General features: G+C 65.9%; 18 protein-coding genes and 1 tRNA gene. 11 read left to right on the top strand and 8 right to left on the bottom strand.

Translation table 11 applies throughout. The annotated features are described in order from the left end of the window. Window positions 1-87 precede the first annotated feature (87 nt). Window positions 88-1,686 (top strand): multicopper oxidase family protein, encoded by a 1,599-nt coding sequence (locus tag LY254_RS09960; RefSeq protein ID WP_247476923.1) that lies wholly within the window; start codon window positions 88-90, stop codon window positions 1,684-1,686. A gap of 70 nt (window positions 1,687-1,756) precedes the next feature. Here LY254_RS09960 and psbD read toward each other — a convergent pair whose 3' ends face one another. Then, window positions 1,757-2,812: a photosystem II D2 protein (photosystem q(a) protein) gene (gene psbD, locus LY254_RS09955; protein WP_185186856.1), complete on the bottom strand. Its 1,056-nt coding sequence runs from the start codon at window positions 2,810-2,812 to the stop codon at window positions 1,757-1,759. Window positions 2,813-3,020: 208 nt separating this feature from the next. Between psbD and LY254_RS09950 the strand changes: the two genes are divergently transcribed. The 4 genes from LY254_RS09950 (at window position 3,021) to LY254_RS09935 (ending at window position 5,115) form a co-directional block, all read left to right on the top strand. Further along, a complete protein-coding gene (locus LY254_RS09950; protein WP_247476922.1) occupies window positions 3,021-3,248 on the top strand; it encodes a hypothetical protein in 228 nt (75 codons plus the stop codon). After that, the gene (locus LY254_RS09945) at window positions 3,241-3,936 is read left to right on the top strand and encodes an ABC transporter ATP-binding protein (RefSeq protein WP_247476921.1); all 696 of its coding nucleotides are present in this window, start codon (window positions 3,241-3,243) and stop codon (window positions 3,934-3,936) included. The genes LY254_RS09950 and LY254_RS09945 overlap by 8 nt, the downstream gene beginning before the upstream one ends. A 33-nt stretch (window positions 3,937-3,969) precedes the next feature. Then, window positions 3,970-4,041: transfer RNA gene (locus LY254_RS09940), tRNA-Asn, on the top strand. 303 nt (window positions 4,042-4,344) lie between these two features. Beyond that, complete coding sequence (locus tag LY254_RS09935; RefSeq protein WP_010313292.1) at window positions 4,345-5,115, top strand: response regulator transcription factor; 771 nt, start codon at window positions 4,345-4,347, stop codon at window positions 5,113-5,115. Here the strand turns inward: LY254_RS09935 and LY254_RS09930 are convergent. The 3 genes from LY254_RS09930 to LY254_RS09920 are packed head-to-tail and all read right to left on the bottom strand — an operon-like array spanning window position 5,112 to window position 8,986. Continuing rightward, window positions 5,112-6,068, bottom strand: a complete 957-nt coding sequence (locus LY254_RS09930; RefSeq protein WP_247476920.1) for a DNA polymerase III subunit delta' — start codon at window positions 6,066-6,068, stop codon at window positions 5,112-5,114. The genes LY254_RS09935 and LY254_RS09930 overlap by 4 nt on opposite strands. After that, a complete protein-coding gene (gene tmk / locus LY254_RS09925) occupies window positions 6,061-6,705 on the bottom strand; it encodes a dTMP kinase (protein ID WP_247476918.1) in 645 nt (214 codons plus the stop codon). The genes LY254_RS09930 and tmk overlap by 8 nt, the downstream gene beginning before the upstream one ends. Next, on the bottom strand, window positions 6,698-8,986 hold the full coding sequence (locus tag LY254_RS09920; protein WP_247479856.1) for a cation-translocating P-type ATPase: 2,289 nt from the start codon (window positions 8,984-8,986) through the stop codon (window positions 6,698-6,700). Before LY254_RS09920 ends, tmk begins: the two co-directional genes overlap by 8 nt. Before the next feature lie 163 nt (window positions 8,987-9,149). Here LY254_RS09920 and LY254_RS09915 point away from each other — a divergent pair, with 163 nt between their 5' ends. Then, window positions 9,150-9,671 (top strand): photosystem I assembly protein Ycf3, encoded by a 522-nt coding sequence (locus LY254_RS09915; RefSeq protein WP_010313302.1) that lies wholly within the window; start codon window positions 9,150-9,152, stop codon window positions 9,669-9,671. A gap of 15 nt (window positions 9,672-9,686) precedes the next feature. Here LY254_RS09915 and radA read toward each other — a convergent pair whose 3' ends face one another. Next, on the bottom strand, window positions 9,687-11,129 hold the full coding sequence (gene radA / locus LY254_RS09910; RefSeq protein WP_247476916.1) for a DNA repair protein RadA: 1,443 nt from the start codon (window positions 11,127-11,129) through the stop codon (window positions 9,687-9,689). Window positions 11,130-11,253: 124 nt separating this feature from the next. Here radA and rpaB point away from each other — a divergent pair, with 124 nt between their 5' ends. The 5 genes from rpaB to LY254_RS09885 are packed head-to-tail and all read left to right on the top strand — an operon-like array spanning window position 11,254 to window position 16,059. Continuing rightward, window positions 11,254-12,003, top strand: coding sequence for a response regulator transcription factor RpaB (gene rpaB, locus LY254_RS09905; RefSeq protein ID WP_247476915.1), 750 nt, complete (start codon window positions 11,254-11,256; stop codon window positions 12,001-12,003). Then, window positions 11,984-13,336, top strand: coding sequence for a phosphate acyltransferase PlsX (plsX, locus tag LY254_RS09900; protein WP_371820459.1), 1,353 nt, complete (start codon window positions 11,984-11,986; stop codon window positions 13,334-13,336). The genes rpaB and plsX overlap by 20 nt, the downstream gene beginning before the upstream one ends. Window positions 13,337-13,365: 29 nt before the next feature. After that, entirely contained in the window at window positions 13,366-14,391 is a 1,026-nt protein-coding gene (locus tag LY254_RS09895; protein ID WP_247476912.1) for a beta-ketoacyl-ACP synthase III, read from the top strand. Between the two features lie 28 nt (window positions 14,392-14,419). Continuing rightward, window positions 14,420-15,310 carry an ACP S-malonyltransferase gene (fabD, locus tag LY254_RS09890; protein WP_247476910.1) on the top strand — a complete coding sequence of 297 codons (891 nt, stop codon included), beginning with the start codon at window positions 14,420-14,422 and terminating at the stop codon, window positions 15,308-15,310. Next, window positions 15,307-16,059 (top strand): 1-acyl-sn-glycerol-3-phosphate acyltransferase, encoded by a 753-nt coding sequence (locus LY254_RS09885; protein WP_010313314.1) that lies wholly within the window; start codon window positions 15,307-15,309, stop codon window positions 16,057-16,059. Before fabD ends, LY254_RS09885 begins: the two co-directional genes overlap by 4 nt. Here the strand turns inward: LY254_RS09885 and LY254_RS09880 are convergent. From LY254_RS09880 to LY254_RS09870, 3 genes are read right to left on the bottom strand one after another with little or no spacing between them, the layout of a single operon-like run. Next, window positions 16,001-16,642, bottom strand: coding sequence for a YdcF family protein (locus LY254_RS09880; RefSeq protein ID WP_247476908.1), 642 nt, complete (start codon window positions 16,640-16,642; stop codon window positions 16,001-16,003). The genes LY254_RS09885 and LY254_RS09880 overlap by 59 nt on opposite strands. Beyond that, window positions 16,639-17,271 carry a tRNA (adenosine(37)-N6)-threonylcarbamoyltransferase complex dimerization subunit type 1 TsaB gene (tsaB, locus tag LY254_RS09875; RefSeq protein ID WP_247476907.1) on the bottom strand — a complete coding sequence of 211 codons (633 nt, stop codon included), beginning with the start codon at window positions 17,269-17,271 and terminating at the stop codon, window positions 16,639-16,641. Before tsaB ends, LY254_RS09880 begins: the two co-directional genes overlap by 4 nt. Further along, entirely contained in the window at window positions 17,268-17,519 is a 252-nt protein-coding gene (locus LY254_RS09870; protein WP_029626020.1) for a Ycf34 family protein, read from the bottom strand. Before LY254_RS09870 ends, tsaB begins: the two co-directional genes overlap by 4 nt. Between the last annotated feature and the right edge of the window lie 9 nt (window positions 17,520-17,528).

Below are 17,528 nucleotides of genomic sequence, written 5' to 3'. Positions count from 1 at the left end.
TCCTATCGAGGCTGACCCAAGAACGGCGTTGCGGATGCGACAACACCGCCCGCCCTGGCTAGAGAACCAGCAGCACAGCAGCTGCGAATGCGTCGTCGCGCCTTACTCCAGCTCGGACTGCTGGGGGCCGCCTTTGGGGGCACGGCACTGGAGCTGCTCAAGCAAGCCCAGGCCAAAGCCAAGAGCAGTTGGAGCCGATTCATCGGCCAGGCCACCTTCCAGGTGCCCACCAATCCAGCCACCACCGTTCTGGAAATCACCACCGCACCCATCACCGTGCTGGGGCGACAAGTGGAGCGGGGCTGCATTCGACAGGTCACTGGGGAACGGGGGTACACCACCAGCCGGGAGGCCGGCGTCAATCTGGAGCTGGTAAACCGACTGCCGGTTCCCACCACCATTCATTGGCATGGTCTGATCCTTCCCAATCCGATGGATGGGGTGCCCTATGTCACCCAACCCCCCATCCCGCCGGGGGAGCGCCAACGCATCCATTACCCGCTCCAGCAGGACGGCACCTTCTGGATGCATTCCCACTACGGCTTGCAAACCCAGAGCTTTGTCGCTGAGCCCTTCGTGATCCTCAGCGAGGAACAGGAGCAATGGGCGGACCAAACCGTCACGGTCACCCTGAGGGATTTCAGCTTCACACCGGCCAACACCATCCTCAGCAACATCGTCTCCGGCAAGCGGGGCGGCGACACCGCCATGGCCCGCTCGCTCCAAAACTTTGATTGGCAGCAGCCTCGGCCCCTGCTTACGCAGCAATGGGATGCAGCAGCCGAGAGCTTCAGCTGGCAGCGCAAACCCGGGCGCTTGATGCTGCCGGATGTGGTCTATGACGCCCTGCTGGCCAACGAGCGCAGCCTGGACGCACCCCAGGTGATCGAGGCCCGACCCGGGGAGACCGTGGCCATTCGCTGGATCGCCGCCAGCGCCTTCATGAACTTCTTCCTGGACCTCGGCGAGCTGGAGGGAGAACTCCTGCGCACCGACGCCAACCCGGTGGAGCCGATCCGCGGTTCGGTGTTCCAGCTGGCCATCGCCCAACGGCTCACCCTGCGGATCCGCCTGCCGGAGACGCCGGGGGTTTTCCCGCTGCTGGCCTGCGGCGAGCAGAGCAACCTGCGCTGTGGCGTCGTCCTACGTACAGCGCCCGGACAGGCGATCCCGAACCTGGCCCCGCAAACCCAGCAGTGGACCGGACGCCTGGACTTCACCCAGGACAAGCAACTCAAGGCACAGCAACCCCTCCCCAAGAAACCGGCGGACAACACCATTCCCGTGGCGCTCACCGGCCCCGCCCCGCAGTACCGCTGGGGCCTCAACGATCGCTTTTATCCCTACCGCGATCCCTACTGGGTCGAGGAGGGACAACGGGTGGAGATGGTCTTCAGCAACGAAACCCCGATGGGCCATCCGATGCACCTGCATGGCCATGAATTCCAGGTGATCGAAATCAACGGGCAGCCGTTCTCCGGTCCGATGCGCGACACCGTGCTGGTGCCCAAGGGCGGCAGCTGCCGCATTGCCTTTGATGCCATCCACCCAGGCATCTGGGCCTTCCACTGCCACATCAGCTATCACCACATGCGCGGCATGTTCAACGTGCTGGCCTATCGCTCAGCCGATCTGGGTTGGTGGGACCCCAGCGGCTTTGTCCATGAACAGCTGACCTTCGATTAGGGCAATAAAAAAGCGCCCCCGAAGGGGCGCAGGGTGTCCACGCCAGGCGTGAGATGTCAAACCATTTGAATCAGAGGGCGTTGCCGCGGGGCAGAACCTCTTCAGGGAAGACGAAGTTTTCGTGCGGTTGGTCCGCGGGGGCCATCCAGGCGCGCAGGCCTTCGTTCAGAAGAATGTTCTTCGTGTAGAAGGTCTCGAACTCGGGGTCCTCAGCAGCGCGGATCTCCTGCGACACGAAGTCGTAGGCACGCAGGTTGAGGGCCAGGCCAATGATGCCGATGGAGCTGGTCCAGAGGCCCATGACGGGCACGAACAGCATGAAGAAGTGCAGCCAGCGCTTGTTGGAGAACGCGATCCCGAAGATCTGGCTCCAGAAGCGGTTGGCGGTGACCATCGAATAGGTCTCTTCTTCCTGTGTGGGCTCAAACGCCTTGAAGGTGTTGGCCTGCTCGCTGTCCTCAAACAGCGTGTTCTCCACCGTGGCGCCGTGGATGGCGCACAGCAGAGCGCCGCCGAGGATGCCGGCCACGCCCATCATGTGGAAGGGGTTCAGGGTCCAGTTGTGGAAGCCCTGGAGGAACAGCAGGAAGCGGAAGATCGCTGCCACGCCGAAGCTCGGAGCGAAGAACCAGCTGCTCTGGCCGAGGGGGTACATCAGGAAAACACTGACGAACACCGCAATCGGGCCGGAGAAGGCGATGGCGTTGTAGGGACGAATGCCGACCAGACGGGCAATCTCGAACTGACGCAGCATGAAGCCGATCAGGGAGAAGGCGCCGTGCAGGGCCACGAAGGTCCACAGGCCGCCGAGCTGGCACCAGCGCACGAAATCGCCCTGGGCTTCTGGGCCCCAGAGCAGAAGGAGAGAGTGGCCCATGGCATCAGCCGGGCTGCTCACCGCAGCGGTGAGGAAGTTGCAGCCCTCCAGATAGGAGCTGGCAATGCCGTGGGTGTACCAGGAGGTGACAAAGGTGGTGCCGGTCAGCCAGCCACCCAGTGCCAGATAGGCAGTGGGGAACAGGAGCAGACCCGACCACCCGACAAAAACGAAGCGGTCGCGCTTGAGCCAGTCATCGAGGACGTCGAACCATCCCCGCTGCGGCGCGCGCCCTACAGCGATCGTCATGAGAGCGGCTTCATGAAGCGTTACACGCGCACTGTACGGGTAACGCGCAGCTGGCGGCGAGCCCTGGGGCAATTTCCATCGCGACCAAGGAGCGAATGAGTAGATGTACTCAGGCCAACAGCAGCCGGTGCGCCGGTTCGCCAGAGTGGAGCCTGCTTGAAACTCTGCTCCTGTGTTTGTAATTGAGCTCTCGTTGAAGCTGAGCCCGATGCCCGTCGCGGTCCAGCGCAAGGAGCAAAGCGCCGCGCAGGATCTCTACAACCAGATCAAACAGGCCATGGAGTCCGGCCAGCCCCGCCTGCTGGAGCTGACCTGCGAAAAAGAAGAGAGCAAGCGCATCAGCCTGCTGACCAGTGAGGTCGTGGCCGTTCAGACCTACGAAAAATCCAGCCTCGGTGGCGGCAGCAAGCGCCCTGGCTTCAGCTTCGATGGCTGAGGCAGGCGGAGGGCAGCCCGCTCTCCTGGCCGATCGACTGGGTTTCACCTGGCCGACCGGCCATCGCGCCCTCAACCACTGCAGCTTCTCCATTCCTCGCCCGGGCCTCTGGATGCTGGTGGGCGGCAATGGCTGCGGCAAAAGCACGCTGCTGCGCTTGATCGCCGGCCTGCTGGAGCCAAGCGAGGGCCAACTGCAGCGCCCCCTCAAGCCGGCCTTGGTGTTCCAAAACCCCGATCACCAGCTGCTGCTGCCCAGCTGCGGCAGCGACATCGAGCTCTCGCTTCCCAGCCATCTGCCGAGCAGCGAACGGCTGGAGCGCGTCACCCATGCACTCCAGCAGGTGGGCCTTGGGGGCTTTCGCCAACGCCCCATCCACAGCCTCAGTGGGGGCCAGAAGCAACGCCTGGCGATCGCCGGAGCGCTGGCGAGCGACGCCCAGCTGCTGCTGCTCGACGAGCCCACCGCCCTACTCGATGAGACCAGCCAACAGGAAGTCATCAACCTGATCCATCAGCTCTGCCACCGCGGCGAGCAACCCATCACCGCCCTCTGGATCACGCACCGACTGGAGGAACTGAACTGGTGCGACGGTGCCGCGCTGATGGAACGGGGCAGCATCGGTCCCTGGCAAGCCGGCACAACCCTCCAGAACCAGCTCAGGCCCCTTGCGACGAGGAAGGGCTGAAAGGTATGTTCTTCGGGTCCCGACAGGGATCATTCCTCGGTAGCTCAGCGGTAGAGCGGTCGACTGTTAATCGATTGGTCGCAGGTTCGAATCCCGCCCGGGGAGTTTCTCAAAGCCCCAGCCCCATGGCTGGGGCTTTTTGCTGGCCATTGATCTCAAGCCAGCAATCGCTTCACAACAAACGACCCGGAATCGCAACCCAGAAGACGAAAGAAAAGCTGAAGATTCAGACCCGAGCGATCCGAGGCGATTTACCCAGATCCGTCTCCAGCACTGAAGCCAGCTGGCCGAGAGGCCAAAGCCAAGGCGAAGCAATGTTGTGCAGAAGCACAAAAAGCCGCGGAGAATACCGACGGTGAACTTCGGCCCTTCACTGCAACCGCGACCCCGTTTACCGAGGAGCCAGTCATGAAGCCCTGCATCCTGCTGATCGAAGACGACGGCGACATGCGCGAGCTTGTGGCCGGACACCTGGAGCACAGCGGCTTCGACGTGCAGCGGGCCGAGGACGGCATCAAAGGCCAAGCACTGGCCCTGCAGTACACCCCCGATCTGGTCCTGCTGGATCTGATGCTGCCCAAGGTCGACGGTCTGACCCTCTGCCAGCGACTCCGGCGCGATGAGCGCACCTCCCGCATCCCGGTGCTGATGCTCACCGCCCTAGGGAGCACCAAAGACAAGGTCAGCGGCTTCAACTCCGGTGCAGACGACTACCTCGCGAAGCCGTTTGACCTCGAAGAGCTCCTGGTGCGGATCAAAGCGCTCCTGCGCCGCTCCGATCGCGCGCCGCTCTCGACCAAGCACAACGAAATCCTCAACTACGGCTGCCTGACACTCGTCCCCGAGCGCTTTGAGGCGATCTGGTTTGACGAGCCCGTGCGGCTGACGCACCTGGAGTTCGAACTGCTCCACTGCCTGCTGCAGCGCCATGGCCAGACCGTGGCCCCCTCACTGATTCTCAAAGAGGTCTGGGGCTACGAGCCCGACGACGACATCGAAACGATCCGCGTCCACGTCCGTCACCTGCGCACCAAGCTCGAGCCCGATCCCCGCAAACCTCGCTTCATCAAGACCGTCTACGGCGCTGGCTACTGCCTAGAGCTCCCCAGCGGAGACCATCAAGAGGAGCTGGCCCAACTGGTGCAGCAGGCCCGCGACAACCGGCGCACGGCCGCCTAAAGCGACAGCAACGCCACCTCCCAGGCCAAGCGCGGTTGCACGTAGCTGCGCAGCTGCCCCCTGAGCTGCTCCAGGCGCTTCAAGGGGACTGAATCCTGGCGTTGACGCCAGAGACGCAGCTGCCACCAGTTCAACAACCAGAGCTGCTGCTCCACATCCAGAGCCTCACACAGGTCCCGGGCCAAGGAGAGGGCCACCAGCGGGGTCTGCGCTGCATCGCCGCCTGAAAAAGCGCTGCAACGCTCGGCCAAGCCCTCCGGCAAGGCCTGCCATTGGGCCCGTTGCTCCAGCAGGGCACCTGGGGAGCCGGCCGCGAGTTCCAGCAGCTCCGGCGGGTCACCGGCCTGGGCCATTCCCCCGTGGCCATGGCGCTGCAGCACCGCCTCCAGCAATTGGGGTTCAAGCCGCGCGAAGGCGATCGACTGGCAGCGGGAGCGAATCGTGCTGAGCAGCCGATCCGGAGAGGCCGTCAGCAGGATCAACATCCCGTCGCCGGGCTCCTCCAGGGTCTTCAGCAGGGCATTGGCAGCGCCCTCGGCCATCGCCTCCACGGTCTCCATCACCACCAGGCAGCGGGGGGACTCCACCGGTCGGCGGGCCAAAAACTGCGACACGGCCCGGACCTGCTCGAGGCGCAACTGGGGGGGCGCCTTGCGACTCACGCCGGAGGCCTCCGCCTGGGATGCCGGCACCAGCTGACCCTTGTCGGAGTAGGTGGGCTCCACCCACAGCAAATCGGGATGGTTGCCGTCCTGCAGCCGACGCCTCACCGAAGGGGAGCCATCCAGCCCAGCAATCACTCCCTCCAGGAAGCGCAATGCCGCCAGACGACGACCCACTCCGTCGGGACCGCAAAAGAGATAGGCCGGAGCCAGACGCTGGTGCTGCAGTCCCGCAGTCAGAAGGGCCACCGCCTGGGGCTGCCCCAGCAGATCGTCAAACAGCTCAGCCATCGCTGGTGCAGGTGGCTTGGATGGCGGCCTGCAGGGCTGCGCTGACTGCCTCTGGCGATTGGCTGGCCTCAATGCGGCACCAGCCGTATTGCTGGGCCAAGGCCGTGAAACCAGCACAGACCCGGGCCAGGAAGGCCTCGCCGCTGGCTTCGATGCGATCGGCCGGGCGATGGCCTCGGCGGCGCAGGGACTCCGCCAAGGGGATCTCCAGCAAGGCCGTGAGATCGGGTTCCAGCCCGGCGGTCGCGATTCCAGCCAGCTGCTCAATCAACGCCAAGGAGAGGCCGCGGCCGTAGCCCTGATAGGCCGCCGTCGACCCCACAAAGCGATCGCTCAGCACCCAGTGGCCGGCCTCCAGGGCCGGAGCGATGCGCTGCTGAACGTGCTGAGCGCGATCGGCCGCGTAGAGGAGCAACTCCGCCGTGGACTCCGGGGCGGCGTCCCCAGGCGGATGCAGCAGCAGTTGGCGCAGGGCCTGGCCCAAGGCCGTGCCACCTGGCTCTCGGGTCACCAGCAACTGCGCCCCCTCCGGCATCAAGCCGCTGCTGGGCAACCACTGCTTCAGGGCTTCGATCTGGGTGGTCTTGCCACAGCCGTCGATGCCCTCCAGGACCAGAAAACGACCCCGCCTAGTCATGGCGCCCCAACAACAGTGCGTTCACGACAACAGTGATTGAGCTCATTGCCATCAACAGAGCTGCCAGCGGGGGTGACAGCACGACGCCAAAGCCTGGCAGGAGCACCCCGGCGGCGATGGGCAACACCACCAGGTTGTAGCCAAAGGCCCAAATCAGGTTTTGCCTCACCTTGGCCATGGTTTGACGCGCGAGCCGTAGCGCCATCGGGATCGCCTCCAGGCGTTCGCCGAGCACCACCAAATCAGCGGTATCGATGGCGATCTGGGTTCCCGTTCCAACGGCTATACCCAGGTCTGCCGCGGCCAAGGCCGGTGCGTCATTAATGCCATCTCCCACCATCCCCACCGGTCCGCTCGAGGCCGAACGTGCCTGATCGATCCGCTCCAGCTTCTGCTGCGGCAGCAGTTCCCAGGCCAACTCCTCTTGCGGCAAGCCCAACTGGCTGGCCAGGTGCCGCACAGGCGCCTGGCGGTCGCCGCTCAACAACCCCAACCGCAGTCCCATGGAGCGCAGCTGGGCCAGGGCCTCTGGAGCATCCCCACGCGGCTGATCATCCAGGGCGATCAGGCCCTGCAACTGACTTGTGGCGACCGCCACAACCGTCGCACCCTGCTCTTCCTGCGCGCTCCACCACAGCCGATGCTCCTCGGCCATCTCCACTCCCTCCTGGAGCAACCAGGCTGGTCGTCCCACCCGAGCCAGGCCATGGCCCGTGACCTGGGCTTGCACGCCATCGCCAGCCAGGGTGCTGGCTTCGCTCACCTCGAGCAGCGGGAGCTCCAGCTGCTGCGCCCGCTGCAACAGGGCATGGGCCAGAGGGTGACGGGTCTGCGCCTCCAGGCTGGCCGCCAGCTGAATCAGGGTCGATTCGCTGCCGCCAGGGTCAGCCAGCATCACGGCCCGCACCGTGGGGCGACCGACCGTCAGCGTCCCCGTCTTGTCAAAGAAGAGCGTGCCCAGACGGGAGGCCGCCTCGATCACATCGCCACCGCGAAACAGCACCCCCGAACGCGCGGCCCGGCCACTCCCCACGGTGATGGCCGTTGGCGTCGCCAGTCCCAAGGCGCAAGGGCAGGCCACCACCAGGACCGCGATGCTGAGCTGAAGTCCCAGGACAAACGGTGTTTCAGCCGCCAAGCCCAGGCTGCGGTGCCCGCCGTGCTGGTGGAGTGCCGGTGCAGCGCTTAAGACGTGCGGCCAGAGCTGGGCGCCAATCAACCACCAGAACAAGAACGTGCCCAGGGCCAACAGCATCACCACGACGCTGAAGCGCCCCGCCACCCGATCGGTGAGGGTTTGAATCGGCGCCTTGCGGGCCTGAGCGCTTTCCACCAAAGCAATGATTCGCGCCACGGCGCTCTCGCGGCCGGGGCGCAGCACCTCAAGCTCCAGGGTCGCCTGCAGATTCAAGGAACCCGCCGCGAGCTCCTGACCGACACCCGCCAGCAACGGCAGGGGTTCACCGGTCAGGCTGGAGACATCCAAGCTCGACTTGCCCTCGAGCACGCGGCTGTCCACCGGGACCCGATCCCCCGGCAGCAGCCGCAGGCGATCCCCCGGGCGCAGGGCGCCGACGCGCACCGGCTCGAGCCGCACCTGAGCGCCACTGCCCAACACCAGCAGAGCCTGATCCGGTTGCAAACGGGCCAACTCCTGCAGCGCCCGTCCGGTGCGAAAGCGTGCCCGCTCCTCGAGGAAACGCCCCATCAAAACGAAGCCCAGCAGCATCACCGGCTCGTTGAAGAAGCACTGCCAGCCAACCGCCGGCCAGAGCAAGGCCACCAGGCTCGCGAGGTAGGCACTGCCCATCCCCAAGCCCACCAGGGTGTCCATTCCCGGGGCACCGGCCCAGGCGGAACGCCAACCCTGAACCAAGATCGGGCGCCCCGGCAGCAGCAGAGCCGCGGTCGCCACCAGCGCATGCAGGCGAATGTCCGCCAGGGGGGCAAGGGGCAGCTGACCGGCTTCCGCCAGGTGCCCGAAGACCGAGAACACGAGCAGCAGAAGCGCCACCATCAGCTGGCGCCAGCGCTGCCACCAACTGAACTGTTGCTGCCGCTGCGCCAGGCTCAAGGGCCGGTCCTCGTCATCGAGGCTCCGCAACGCGGCGGAGTAGCCCATCGCCGCCAGGGCCTCAATTAAGGGCTGGGCTGGTTCCTGGACGTCGGGGTCCAGTCCCACCCAGGCCGTCCGGTTGAGCAAATTCACGCTGGCCTGCCGCACTCCGGGTTGGGCCAGCAAGCGCTGTTCCACCGCGCGGACACAACCGCCGCACTTCATGCCCTCCACATCCAGCAAGAGCGGCGCCACCGGCTGGGCTGCTGGCTCGAGCTCTGGAGACACGAAGACACAGAGAGGAGCCCCAGGCTAGGGAGTTCTCACGGTTCTCCCCTGATCCGCAGGGCACAAGTCAGGATGGGGCGACGAAGCTCAGGTGCAAGCCGTGCCCCGCTCCCAGCGCAACGACAACTTCATCGACAAGAGCTTCACGGTGATGGCGGACCTGATCCTCAAGGTGCTGCCCACCAACCAACGGGCCAAAGAAGCGTTTGCGTACTACCGCGATGGCATGAGCGCCCAGGCGGACGGTGAATACGCCGAAGCGCTGGACAACTACGCCGAAGCGCTCAAGCTTGAGGAAGACCCCAACGACAAGGCCTTCATCCTCTACAACATGGCCCTGGTGTTTGCCAGCAATGGCGAGCACGAAAAGGCTCTCGAGCACTACGGCCAGGCCCTGGATCTCAACGGCAAGATGCCCCAGGCGCTGAACAACATGGCGGTGATTCACCACCACCTGGGCTCCATCGCCGAAGAGCAGGGCGAGAGGGATGAAGCCGATCGCCGCTTTGATCTGGCGGCGGACTTCTGGGGCAAGGCCATCCGTCTGGCACCCAACAACTACATCGAAGCCCAGAACTGGCTCAAGACCAGCGGCCGCGGCAGCGTTGACGTCTACTTCTGAGTCGACGTTGGGGGATTAAGCCCTGTCATCGGCGGGGTTCACCCCCAGGGCCGCCACCAGGGCTTCAGCGACGCTCCCCGCCTCGTGAAGTTGTAGGTCCAAGCCGGCCGCCAGCCGACCCAAGCCGGAGCCCTTGGGGACCACAGCCCGGTTGAAGCCCAAGCGAGCCGCCTCCTGCAGGCGCTGCTCCAGCTGCCCCACGGGACGCAACTGGCCGCCCAGACCCAACTCACCCACTAGAACCGTGCCCGGAGGCAGGGTCAGATCGCGGTAGCTCGCCACCACAGCGGCCGCCACGCCCAGATCAGCCGCGGGCTCCTCCACGTCCAAGCCACCGGCCACGGCCAAGTAGCAGTCGAAGCGGGAGAGGGGCAGCCCCAGGTGCTTCTCCAGGACCGCCAGGATCTGGTGGAGCCGGTTGGTGCCGATTCCTGTGGCGGTGCGGCGGGGGCTGGCGTAACTGGTGGTGCTGACCAGGGACTGCAGTTCCACCACCAGTGGCCGGGTGCCCTCGCAGGCCACGATCGTCGCCGTTCCTGCGCTGGGTTCATCGCTGCCCAAAAACAGCTCGCTGGGGTTGAGCACCTGGGCCAGGCCCTGGCCGCGCATCTCAAACACCCCCAATTCATGGGTTGCGCCAAAGCGGTTTTTCACCGCCCGCAGCAAGCGATGGCTTGCGAAACGATCCCCCTCAAAGGTCAGGACCGCATCCACCAGGTGCTCCAGCACCTTCGGTCCCGCCAACATGCCTTCTTTGGTGACATGGCCCACCAGCAAAAGCGCCGTGTTCTGACGCTTGGCGATCCGCGCTAGGGCGGCGGCACATTCCCGCACCTGGGCCACGGATCCTGGGGCACTGCCCAGTTCGCCGTCGTGCAGTGCCTGGATGCTGTCGATCACAGCCACGGCCGGCCGCAGCGCCTCCAGCTCCTGCAGAACCAACTCCAGGTCTGTCTCCGCCAGGAGCTGCAGCCCAGCAGCGTCTTCTTTTGGAGGAGGGAGCTCCCCTTGCTCCTCCGCCAGCCGGCGCCAGCGGAGCTTCACCTGCTGGGCCGACTCCTCCGCACTCACATAGAGAACGGAATGGCGGGCCGCCATCGCCTGGGCGCTCTGCAGCAGCAGCGTGCTCTTGCCGATGCCGGGGTCACCGCCCAACAGCACCAGTGAACCCGGCACCAATCCGCCGCCAAGAACGCGGTCAAACTCGCTGTAGCCACTGGCCAGGCGCTGCAAGGGGCGATCGCCAACGGCCGCGATGGGCTCGGAGCGGCGCGGCGCGGCGGGCATCGGAGCATCGGCCTCACTGGCCACCACCGGCCGGCGGCGACGGTTGTCGCTGGCGGGGGCGGACTGCTCCACCAGGCTGTTCCAGCTGCCGCAACTGGAGCAGCGGCCAAAAAACTGCCGGGTCTGGGCTCCGCAGCTCTGGCAGACGTAGGTGCTGGTGGTGCGTGCCAAAGGCCTGAATCGGGCAGAGGGATGAAGACGGTGTATGACGAATGTGGGGTTTCGTCGATCACGAACCCCGCCAGACCTCTTCAGTAGGTCTAATCACTTAGTTACGGCCACCCAGACTGGCGCAATGACGGCCTCCTCCGCTCCAGCCAAGGAAACGATTCTGGTCGTGGATGACGAGGCCAGCATCCGCCGCATCCTGGAAACACGCCTCTCGATGATTGGCTACCAGGTGGTCACCGCCTGCGACGGCCAAGAGGCACTGGAGGCCTTCCGCAACACCAACCCGGACCTGGTGGTGCTGGACGTGATGATGCCCAAGCTGGACGGCTACGGCGTCTGCCAGGAACTGCGCAAGGAATCCGACGTTCCGATCGTGATGTTGACGGCCCTCGGGGACGTGGCCGACCGCATCACTGGCCTCGAGCTCGGTGCCGACGACTACGTCGTCAAACCCTTCAGCCCCAAAGAGCTCGAAGCCCGCATCCGCTGCGTGCTGCGCCGGATCGATAAGGAGGGCGCTGCCGGGATCCCCAATTCAGGCGTCATCCAAATCAACGAAATCCGGATCGACACCAACAAGCGCCAAGTCTTCCGCGGCGATGAGCGCATTCGCCTGACCGGCATGGAATTCAGCCTGCTGGAGCTGCTGGTGGGCCGCAGCGGCGAACCCTTCAGCCGCGGCGAAATCCTCAAGGAGGTCTGGGGTTATACCCCGGAGCGCCATGTGGATACCCGGGTGGTGGATGTTCATATCTCCCGGCTGCGCTCCAAACTGGAAGACGATCCGGCCAACCCCGAGCTGATCCTCACGGCTCGCGGCACCGGCTATCTGTTCCAACGCATCGTTGAAGCCGTTGCCCCAGAATCCAACTGACGCGACGGGCCAAGGCGCCTCAAACCGCCGAAACCGCCCGAAAGCCATACGGCGGCTGGTGATTTGGTATCGCCGCAATGCGGCCGTGACCAGCTTGGTGGGTTCAGCCTCCGCAGCCGGCACGGCAGCGGGCTCGATGGCGGGCTCCGTCGTCACCACGGCGGGAACGGCGGCTGGAGCTGCCGGTGCAGCCGCCAATACGGTGCTACAGCCCCTGGTCTTTGACCCCCTCCGGCGCCTGCAGCAGGGCGTGGGTGGTGTCGATGGTGAAGCCATCAACGATGCCGATCGGCTCTGGGTCGCCGTTGACGGCATGGGCGGCGACTATGCCCCCGGTCCGATCCTCGAAGGCTGCCTGCGGGCCGTCCGCCTGCTGCCCGTGCGAGTGAAGTTCGTAGCTGAAACCGCCGCTGTGGAGGCGGCCGTTGCCGAACTCGAGCTGGGCGAGGAACTGAGCGAAGCGCAACAAAAGGGCCTGATTGCACTGGTTCCCAGTGGCCCTTCGGTGGGCATGAACGAAGAGGCCACGGTGGTGCGCAAGAAGCGTGACGCCAGCATCAACATGGCCATGGATCTGGTGAAAGCCGGAGAGGCCACGGCCGTCTACTCCGCCGGCAACTCCGGGGCGGTGATGGCCTCAGCCATCTTCCGGCTGGGACGGCTCAAGGGCATCGATCGCCCGGCCATTGGCGCCCTCTTCCCCACCAAAGATCCCGCTCAGCAGGTGCTGGTGCTCGATGTCGGCGCCAACATGGACGCCAAGCCCAGCTACCTGCACCAGTGGGCTCTCCTGGGGAACATCTACAGCCGCGATGTCCTGCAGGTCCAAGAGCCCCGCATCGGCCTGCTGAACATCGGCGAGGAGGAGTGCAAGGGCAACGACCAGGCCCTCAAGACCTATCCCCTGATGGCGGCTGAAACCCGCTTCCGCTTTGCCGGCAACTGCGAGGGCCGCGACGTCCTCTCCGGTGACTTTGATGTGGTCGTCTGCGACGGCTTCACCGGCAACGTGCTGTTGAAGTTCCTGGAAAGCGTGGGCAGTGTCCTGTTGGATGTGCTCAAGGCCGAACTCCCCCGCGGCCGGCGCGGCAAGGTCGGCTCCGCCTTCTTGATGAGCAACCTGCGGCGGATCAAGAAACGCCTCGACCATGCCGAACACGGCGGCGCACTGCTCCTCGGGGTCAATGGGGTCTGCGTCATCGGCCACGGCAGCAGCAAAGCGCTCTCGGTGGTCAGCGCCCTGCGCATCGCCCATTCCGCTGCAAACCACGGCGTGATGGACGACCTGCACCGCCTCAGCGAAGCCGAAAACGAAACCATTGCCTGTGGTTGACTGACCCCCACCGTCTCGGGCCAGGCCATATGACCAGCGCTGCCAAAGCCGGGACCCCCTGGGGCATGGCCCTGGTGGGGTGCGGCAGTGCTGTGCCAGTGAACCGGGTTAGCAACGAACAACTCAGCACCCGAGTCGACACCAGCGACGAGTGGATCCGCACCCGCACGGGCATCGGCGCACGGCGCATCTGCAATGCCGATGAACCCCTGACCGTCATTGCGACGCGCGCAGCTGAGGCCGCCCTGGAGCATGCCGGTTGGCAACCGGAGGATCTGGACCTGATCCTGATGGCCACCTCCAGCCCCGACGATCTCTTTGGCACAGCCCCCCGGGTTCAAGGTGCCCTCGGCGCCAAAAACGCGGTGGCCTTTGACCTCACCGCCGCCTGCAGTGGCTTCCTCTTTGCCCTGATCACCGCCGGCCAATACCTGCGCAGCGGTGCCATGCGCCGGGCCCTGGTGATCGGCGCCGATCAGCTCAGCCGATGGGTGGACTGGGACGACCGCACCACCTGCGTGCTCTTCGGTGATGCCGCCGCTGCCGTGGCCGTCGAAGCCTGCCCCGCCGACCAGGACGGCCTGCTGGGCTTCCAGATGCGCTCCGATGGCAGTCGCAATGGCTGCCTAACCCTCGCTCAGACCGACAGCCATCACCCGGTCCTCGACGGGGTCAGTGCCCAGCAGGGTGGCTTTGAGCCCCTGCGGATGAACGGCCAGGAGGTCTACAAGTTCGCCGTGCGCGAAGTCCCCGCCGTCCTGAAGGAGCTACTGGAGGACACCGGAACCGAAGCAGAGCAACTCAACTGGCTGCTGCTGCACCAGGCCAACCAGCGCATCCTCGATGCGGTGGCCGATCGCTTCAAGATTCCCCACGAGCGGGTGCTCAGCAACCTGAGCAACTACGGCAACACCTCTGCCGCCACCATTCCCTTGATGCTGGACGAGGCCGTCAAGGATGGCCGCGTTCAACCCGGTGACCTGATCGCCAGCAGTGGCTTTGGCGCTGGACTGAGCTGGGGCGGAGCCCTGTTGCGCTGGAAGGGCCCCGCGTAGGCTCCCCCGGTCACTTCAATGCGCGGCCATGGGTAACGCCTGGGTTTTCCCTGGACAGGGCTCTCAGAAGGTGGGCATGGCCGCGGGGGTCCTGGAACTCCCAGGAGCCAAGGAGCGTTTTGAGGCCGCATCCACCCTGCTGGGCCGCGACCTGCTGGCGATCTGCAACGGCGAAGCCGAGGGCGAGCTCAGCGATCTGGGCGACACCCGCAACACCCAACCCGCACTGTTTGTGGTGGAAAGCCTGCTGGTGGATGGCCTGAAGGCCCAGGGCCGAAGCGCCAACCTGGTGGCTGGCCACAGCCTCGGCGAACTGGTGGCCCTCTATGCGGCCGGCGTGTTCGATGCCGCAACGGGTATCCAGCTGATGAAGACCCGCAGCGAGCTGATGGCCGCCGCCGGCGGCGGCGCGATGACCGCCGTCATGGGCTTTGACCGCGGCGAACTCGAAGCCCTGGTCCATGCCACCGAAGGCGTGGTGATTGCCAACGACAACAGCAGTGCCCAGGTGGTCCTCTCAGGCAGCCCTGAGGCCGTCAACAGCGTCAGCAGCCAGCTGAAGTGCAAGCGAGCGATCCCCCTGGCGGTCAGTGGCGCCTTCCACTCGCCTTTCATGGAGCAGGCCGCCTCGGCCTTCGCCGCCACCCTGGAGGAGGTCAGCTTCGCCGACGCCTCGATCCCGGTCCTGAGCAACACCGACCCCACCCCTGAGACCAGCGGTGCGGCGCTCAAGGCACGCCTGCGCAGTCAGATGACCACAGGGGTGCGCTGGCGCGAAACGATGGAGGCCATGACCGCCGCCGGCATCAGCACCGCCGTGGAGATCGGACCGGGGAACGTCCTCAGCGGCCTGATCAAACGCAGCACCGAAGGCATCACCAACGCGCAGATCGCCACCGCCGCCGACCTGGGGCTGTGAATCGCCCCGTCAAGGCGGTCAAACGCGTCCTCCGCCGCCGCAAACCCGCCGAACCACCGGCCCTGATCCGCACCCCGCGGCCGAGCCTCACCTACCGCCTGGTGAGCTATCTGCTGGTGTTCCCGATCTACCGGCTGCTGTTCCGCGGGCGCACCGCCGGCAACGCCCATGTGCCGATGGAAGGCGCCCTGGTGGTGGTGGCCAACCACGGCTCGCACCTCGATCCACCCCTGCTCGGGCATGCCCTGGGGCGCCCCGTGGCCTTCATGGCCAAGGCAGAACTGTTCAAGATTCCACTGCTGGGACCGATCATCCGCGCCTGCGGGGCCTATCCGGTCTCCCGCGGCGCCAGCGACCGCGAAGCCATCCGCACCGCCACCGATCGCCTCGATCAGGGCTGGGCCACCGGCGTTTTTATTGATGGCACCCGCCAGGCCGACGGCCGGGTCAACAACCCCCAGCCCGGTGCGGCCCTACTGGCCGCCCGCGCCGGCGTCCCCCTGCTGCCCGTCGCGATCATCAACAGTCACCGCGCCCTGGGCACCGGCTCACGCACGGCGCGCTTACTGCCCGTCCACATCCGCATTGGCACGCCGATCCCGCCGCCGGCCAGCCGCAAGCGGGCGGATCTCGATCAAGCCACGGCCGCCTGCCAGGCCCAGATCAATGCCCTGCTGGATCAAGGCCTGATCAGCGACCCCGCACTTCCTCCAGCAGCGGACCAAAACGCTCTGCCGCCCAGTCCCTGAGGTCCCGGCCACTCACCACCCAGAGGGCCGCCCGCAGCCCATCACCCCAGACCTTGCGCCAGTCCTCAGGGACACAGCGCTCACCGCAGGGCACGGCCAACGGCGTCAGCCCGATCCCGCGGCTCCCCGCCACAACGCGTCCCACCATCAGGGCCCGGTCCATGTGGTCACTGCTGGTTACCAGGACCACGTGGCGGATCTTGGAGCGCTTGAGGTCATCCACCACAGAGGTGAAGTTGCTCAGGGTGTCGGTGGCCCGGTAATCCAGCAGGACTCGCGTGTCATCGAGGCCGCGACCGCGGAATAACCAGTGGGCGTACTCCGGATTACTGCCGCCGCTGACCATGACCGGCAGGCCATCGCGCTTGGCGACCTCGGCCCCAACCCGCTCCCGCTCCACATCGCCGCCGAGGACCAGCACCAACTGCGGTGGAGGCAGCGCCGGGAAGACCAGTCCTCGGCTACTCCAAGCAACCGCGCACAAGGCTGCCAGCAGCAGCAGGCGCCGAGCCCTGCCGCGGCGACGGGGGCGACGGCGCCTCCTGCGGGGCCGGGATTCGGTCTGACGATGGGCCTGGGTCATCCGCCCTCCACCGGGCTGGTGGGATAGAGCGGCAGCACCGTGCTCCAGGGCCCGGGCATTGCCGCTGCATGGGCCAGCCGCCCCAGGGTCAGCAGCTGCAGCACATCGGCCTCCGCCTCAACGTGGGCCTCGACACCGCCCGGCCCGGCCTCATCGGGCTTAAACAGACGCGGTTCCACGCATTCGTCGATCCCCCCCAGGGCTGAGGCATCCAAGCGGTAGGCCCCCGCCACAATCCCCCGGCGCGGCAGGGTTTGCTGCAACCAGAACTGGGGCTGATCCGGCTGGAAGGCCCCGGACGCCGCCAGGCGACGTGCGATCAGCAAAAAGCTGCTGAAACCGTGCAGGGGAATCTGCAGCTGCTGGGCCAAGGTGCGCGCCAGGACCACACTGAGGCGTGTTCCGGTAAAGCCTCCGGGACCGGTAGCGACCACAATCCGAGCCAACTGAGGCCAACGCTCGGCGGGCAGCAGCTCCTCCACGCAGGGGAGCAATGCATTGGAGAGCTGACGCCCCAAGGGGAAGCTGGCGCATTGGGGAGGCGCGCCCTCCTGCTGGAGATCGCAGAGACCGACCCCCAGGGTTTCGCTTGAGCTGTGCAACGCCAGCAGCAAGGAGGGTTCGCTCATGTGGGCAGTAACTCCCCAGGACAGAGCCGCTGCCAGCGGCCCCGCTCGAGCTCAAAACTGCCGCAGGCGCGCACGTCCCACTCAACGCCCACGTCCGTGGAGCCCAGCTCCCTGACCTGAACGTGAATCTTGGGTTCGCTGGGGATGAACTGCGGCGCTGCGCAGAGATGGGCAGCGCCGTGCTGACGCTCCACTGCGTGGTAGGCCTGGCACTGGTCGACCCAGCGGCAGTCCACGCAGATGCACATCTCCAGCGT

The sequence above is a fragment of the Synechococcus sp. NB0720_010 genome, assembly GCF_023078835.1.
Taxonomy (GTDB): Bacteria; Cyanobacteriota; Cyanobacteriia; order PCC-6307; family Cyanobiaceae; genus Vulcanococcus.
This window is presented reverse-complemented; position numbering and strand designations above follow the sequence as displayed.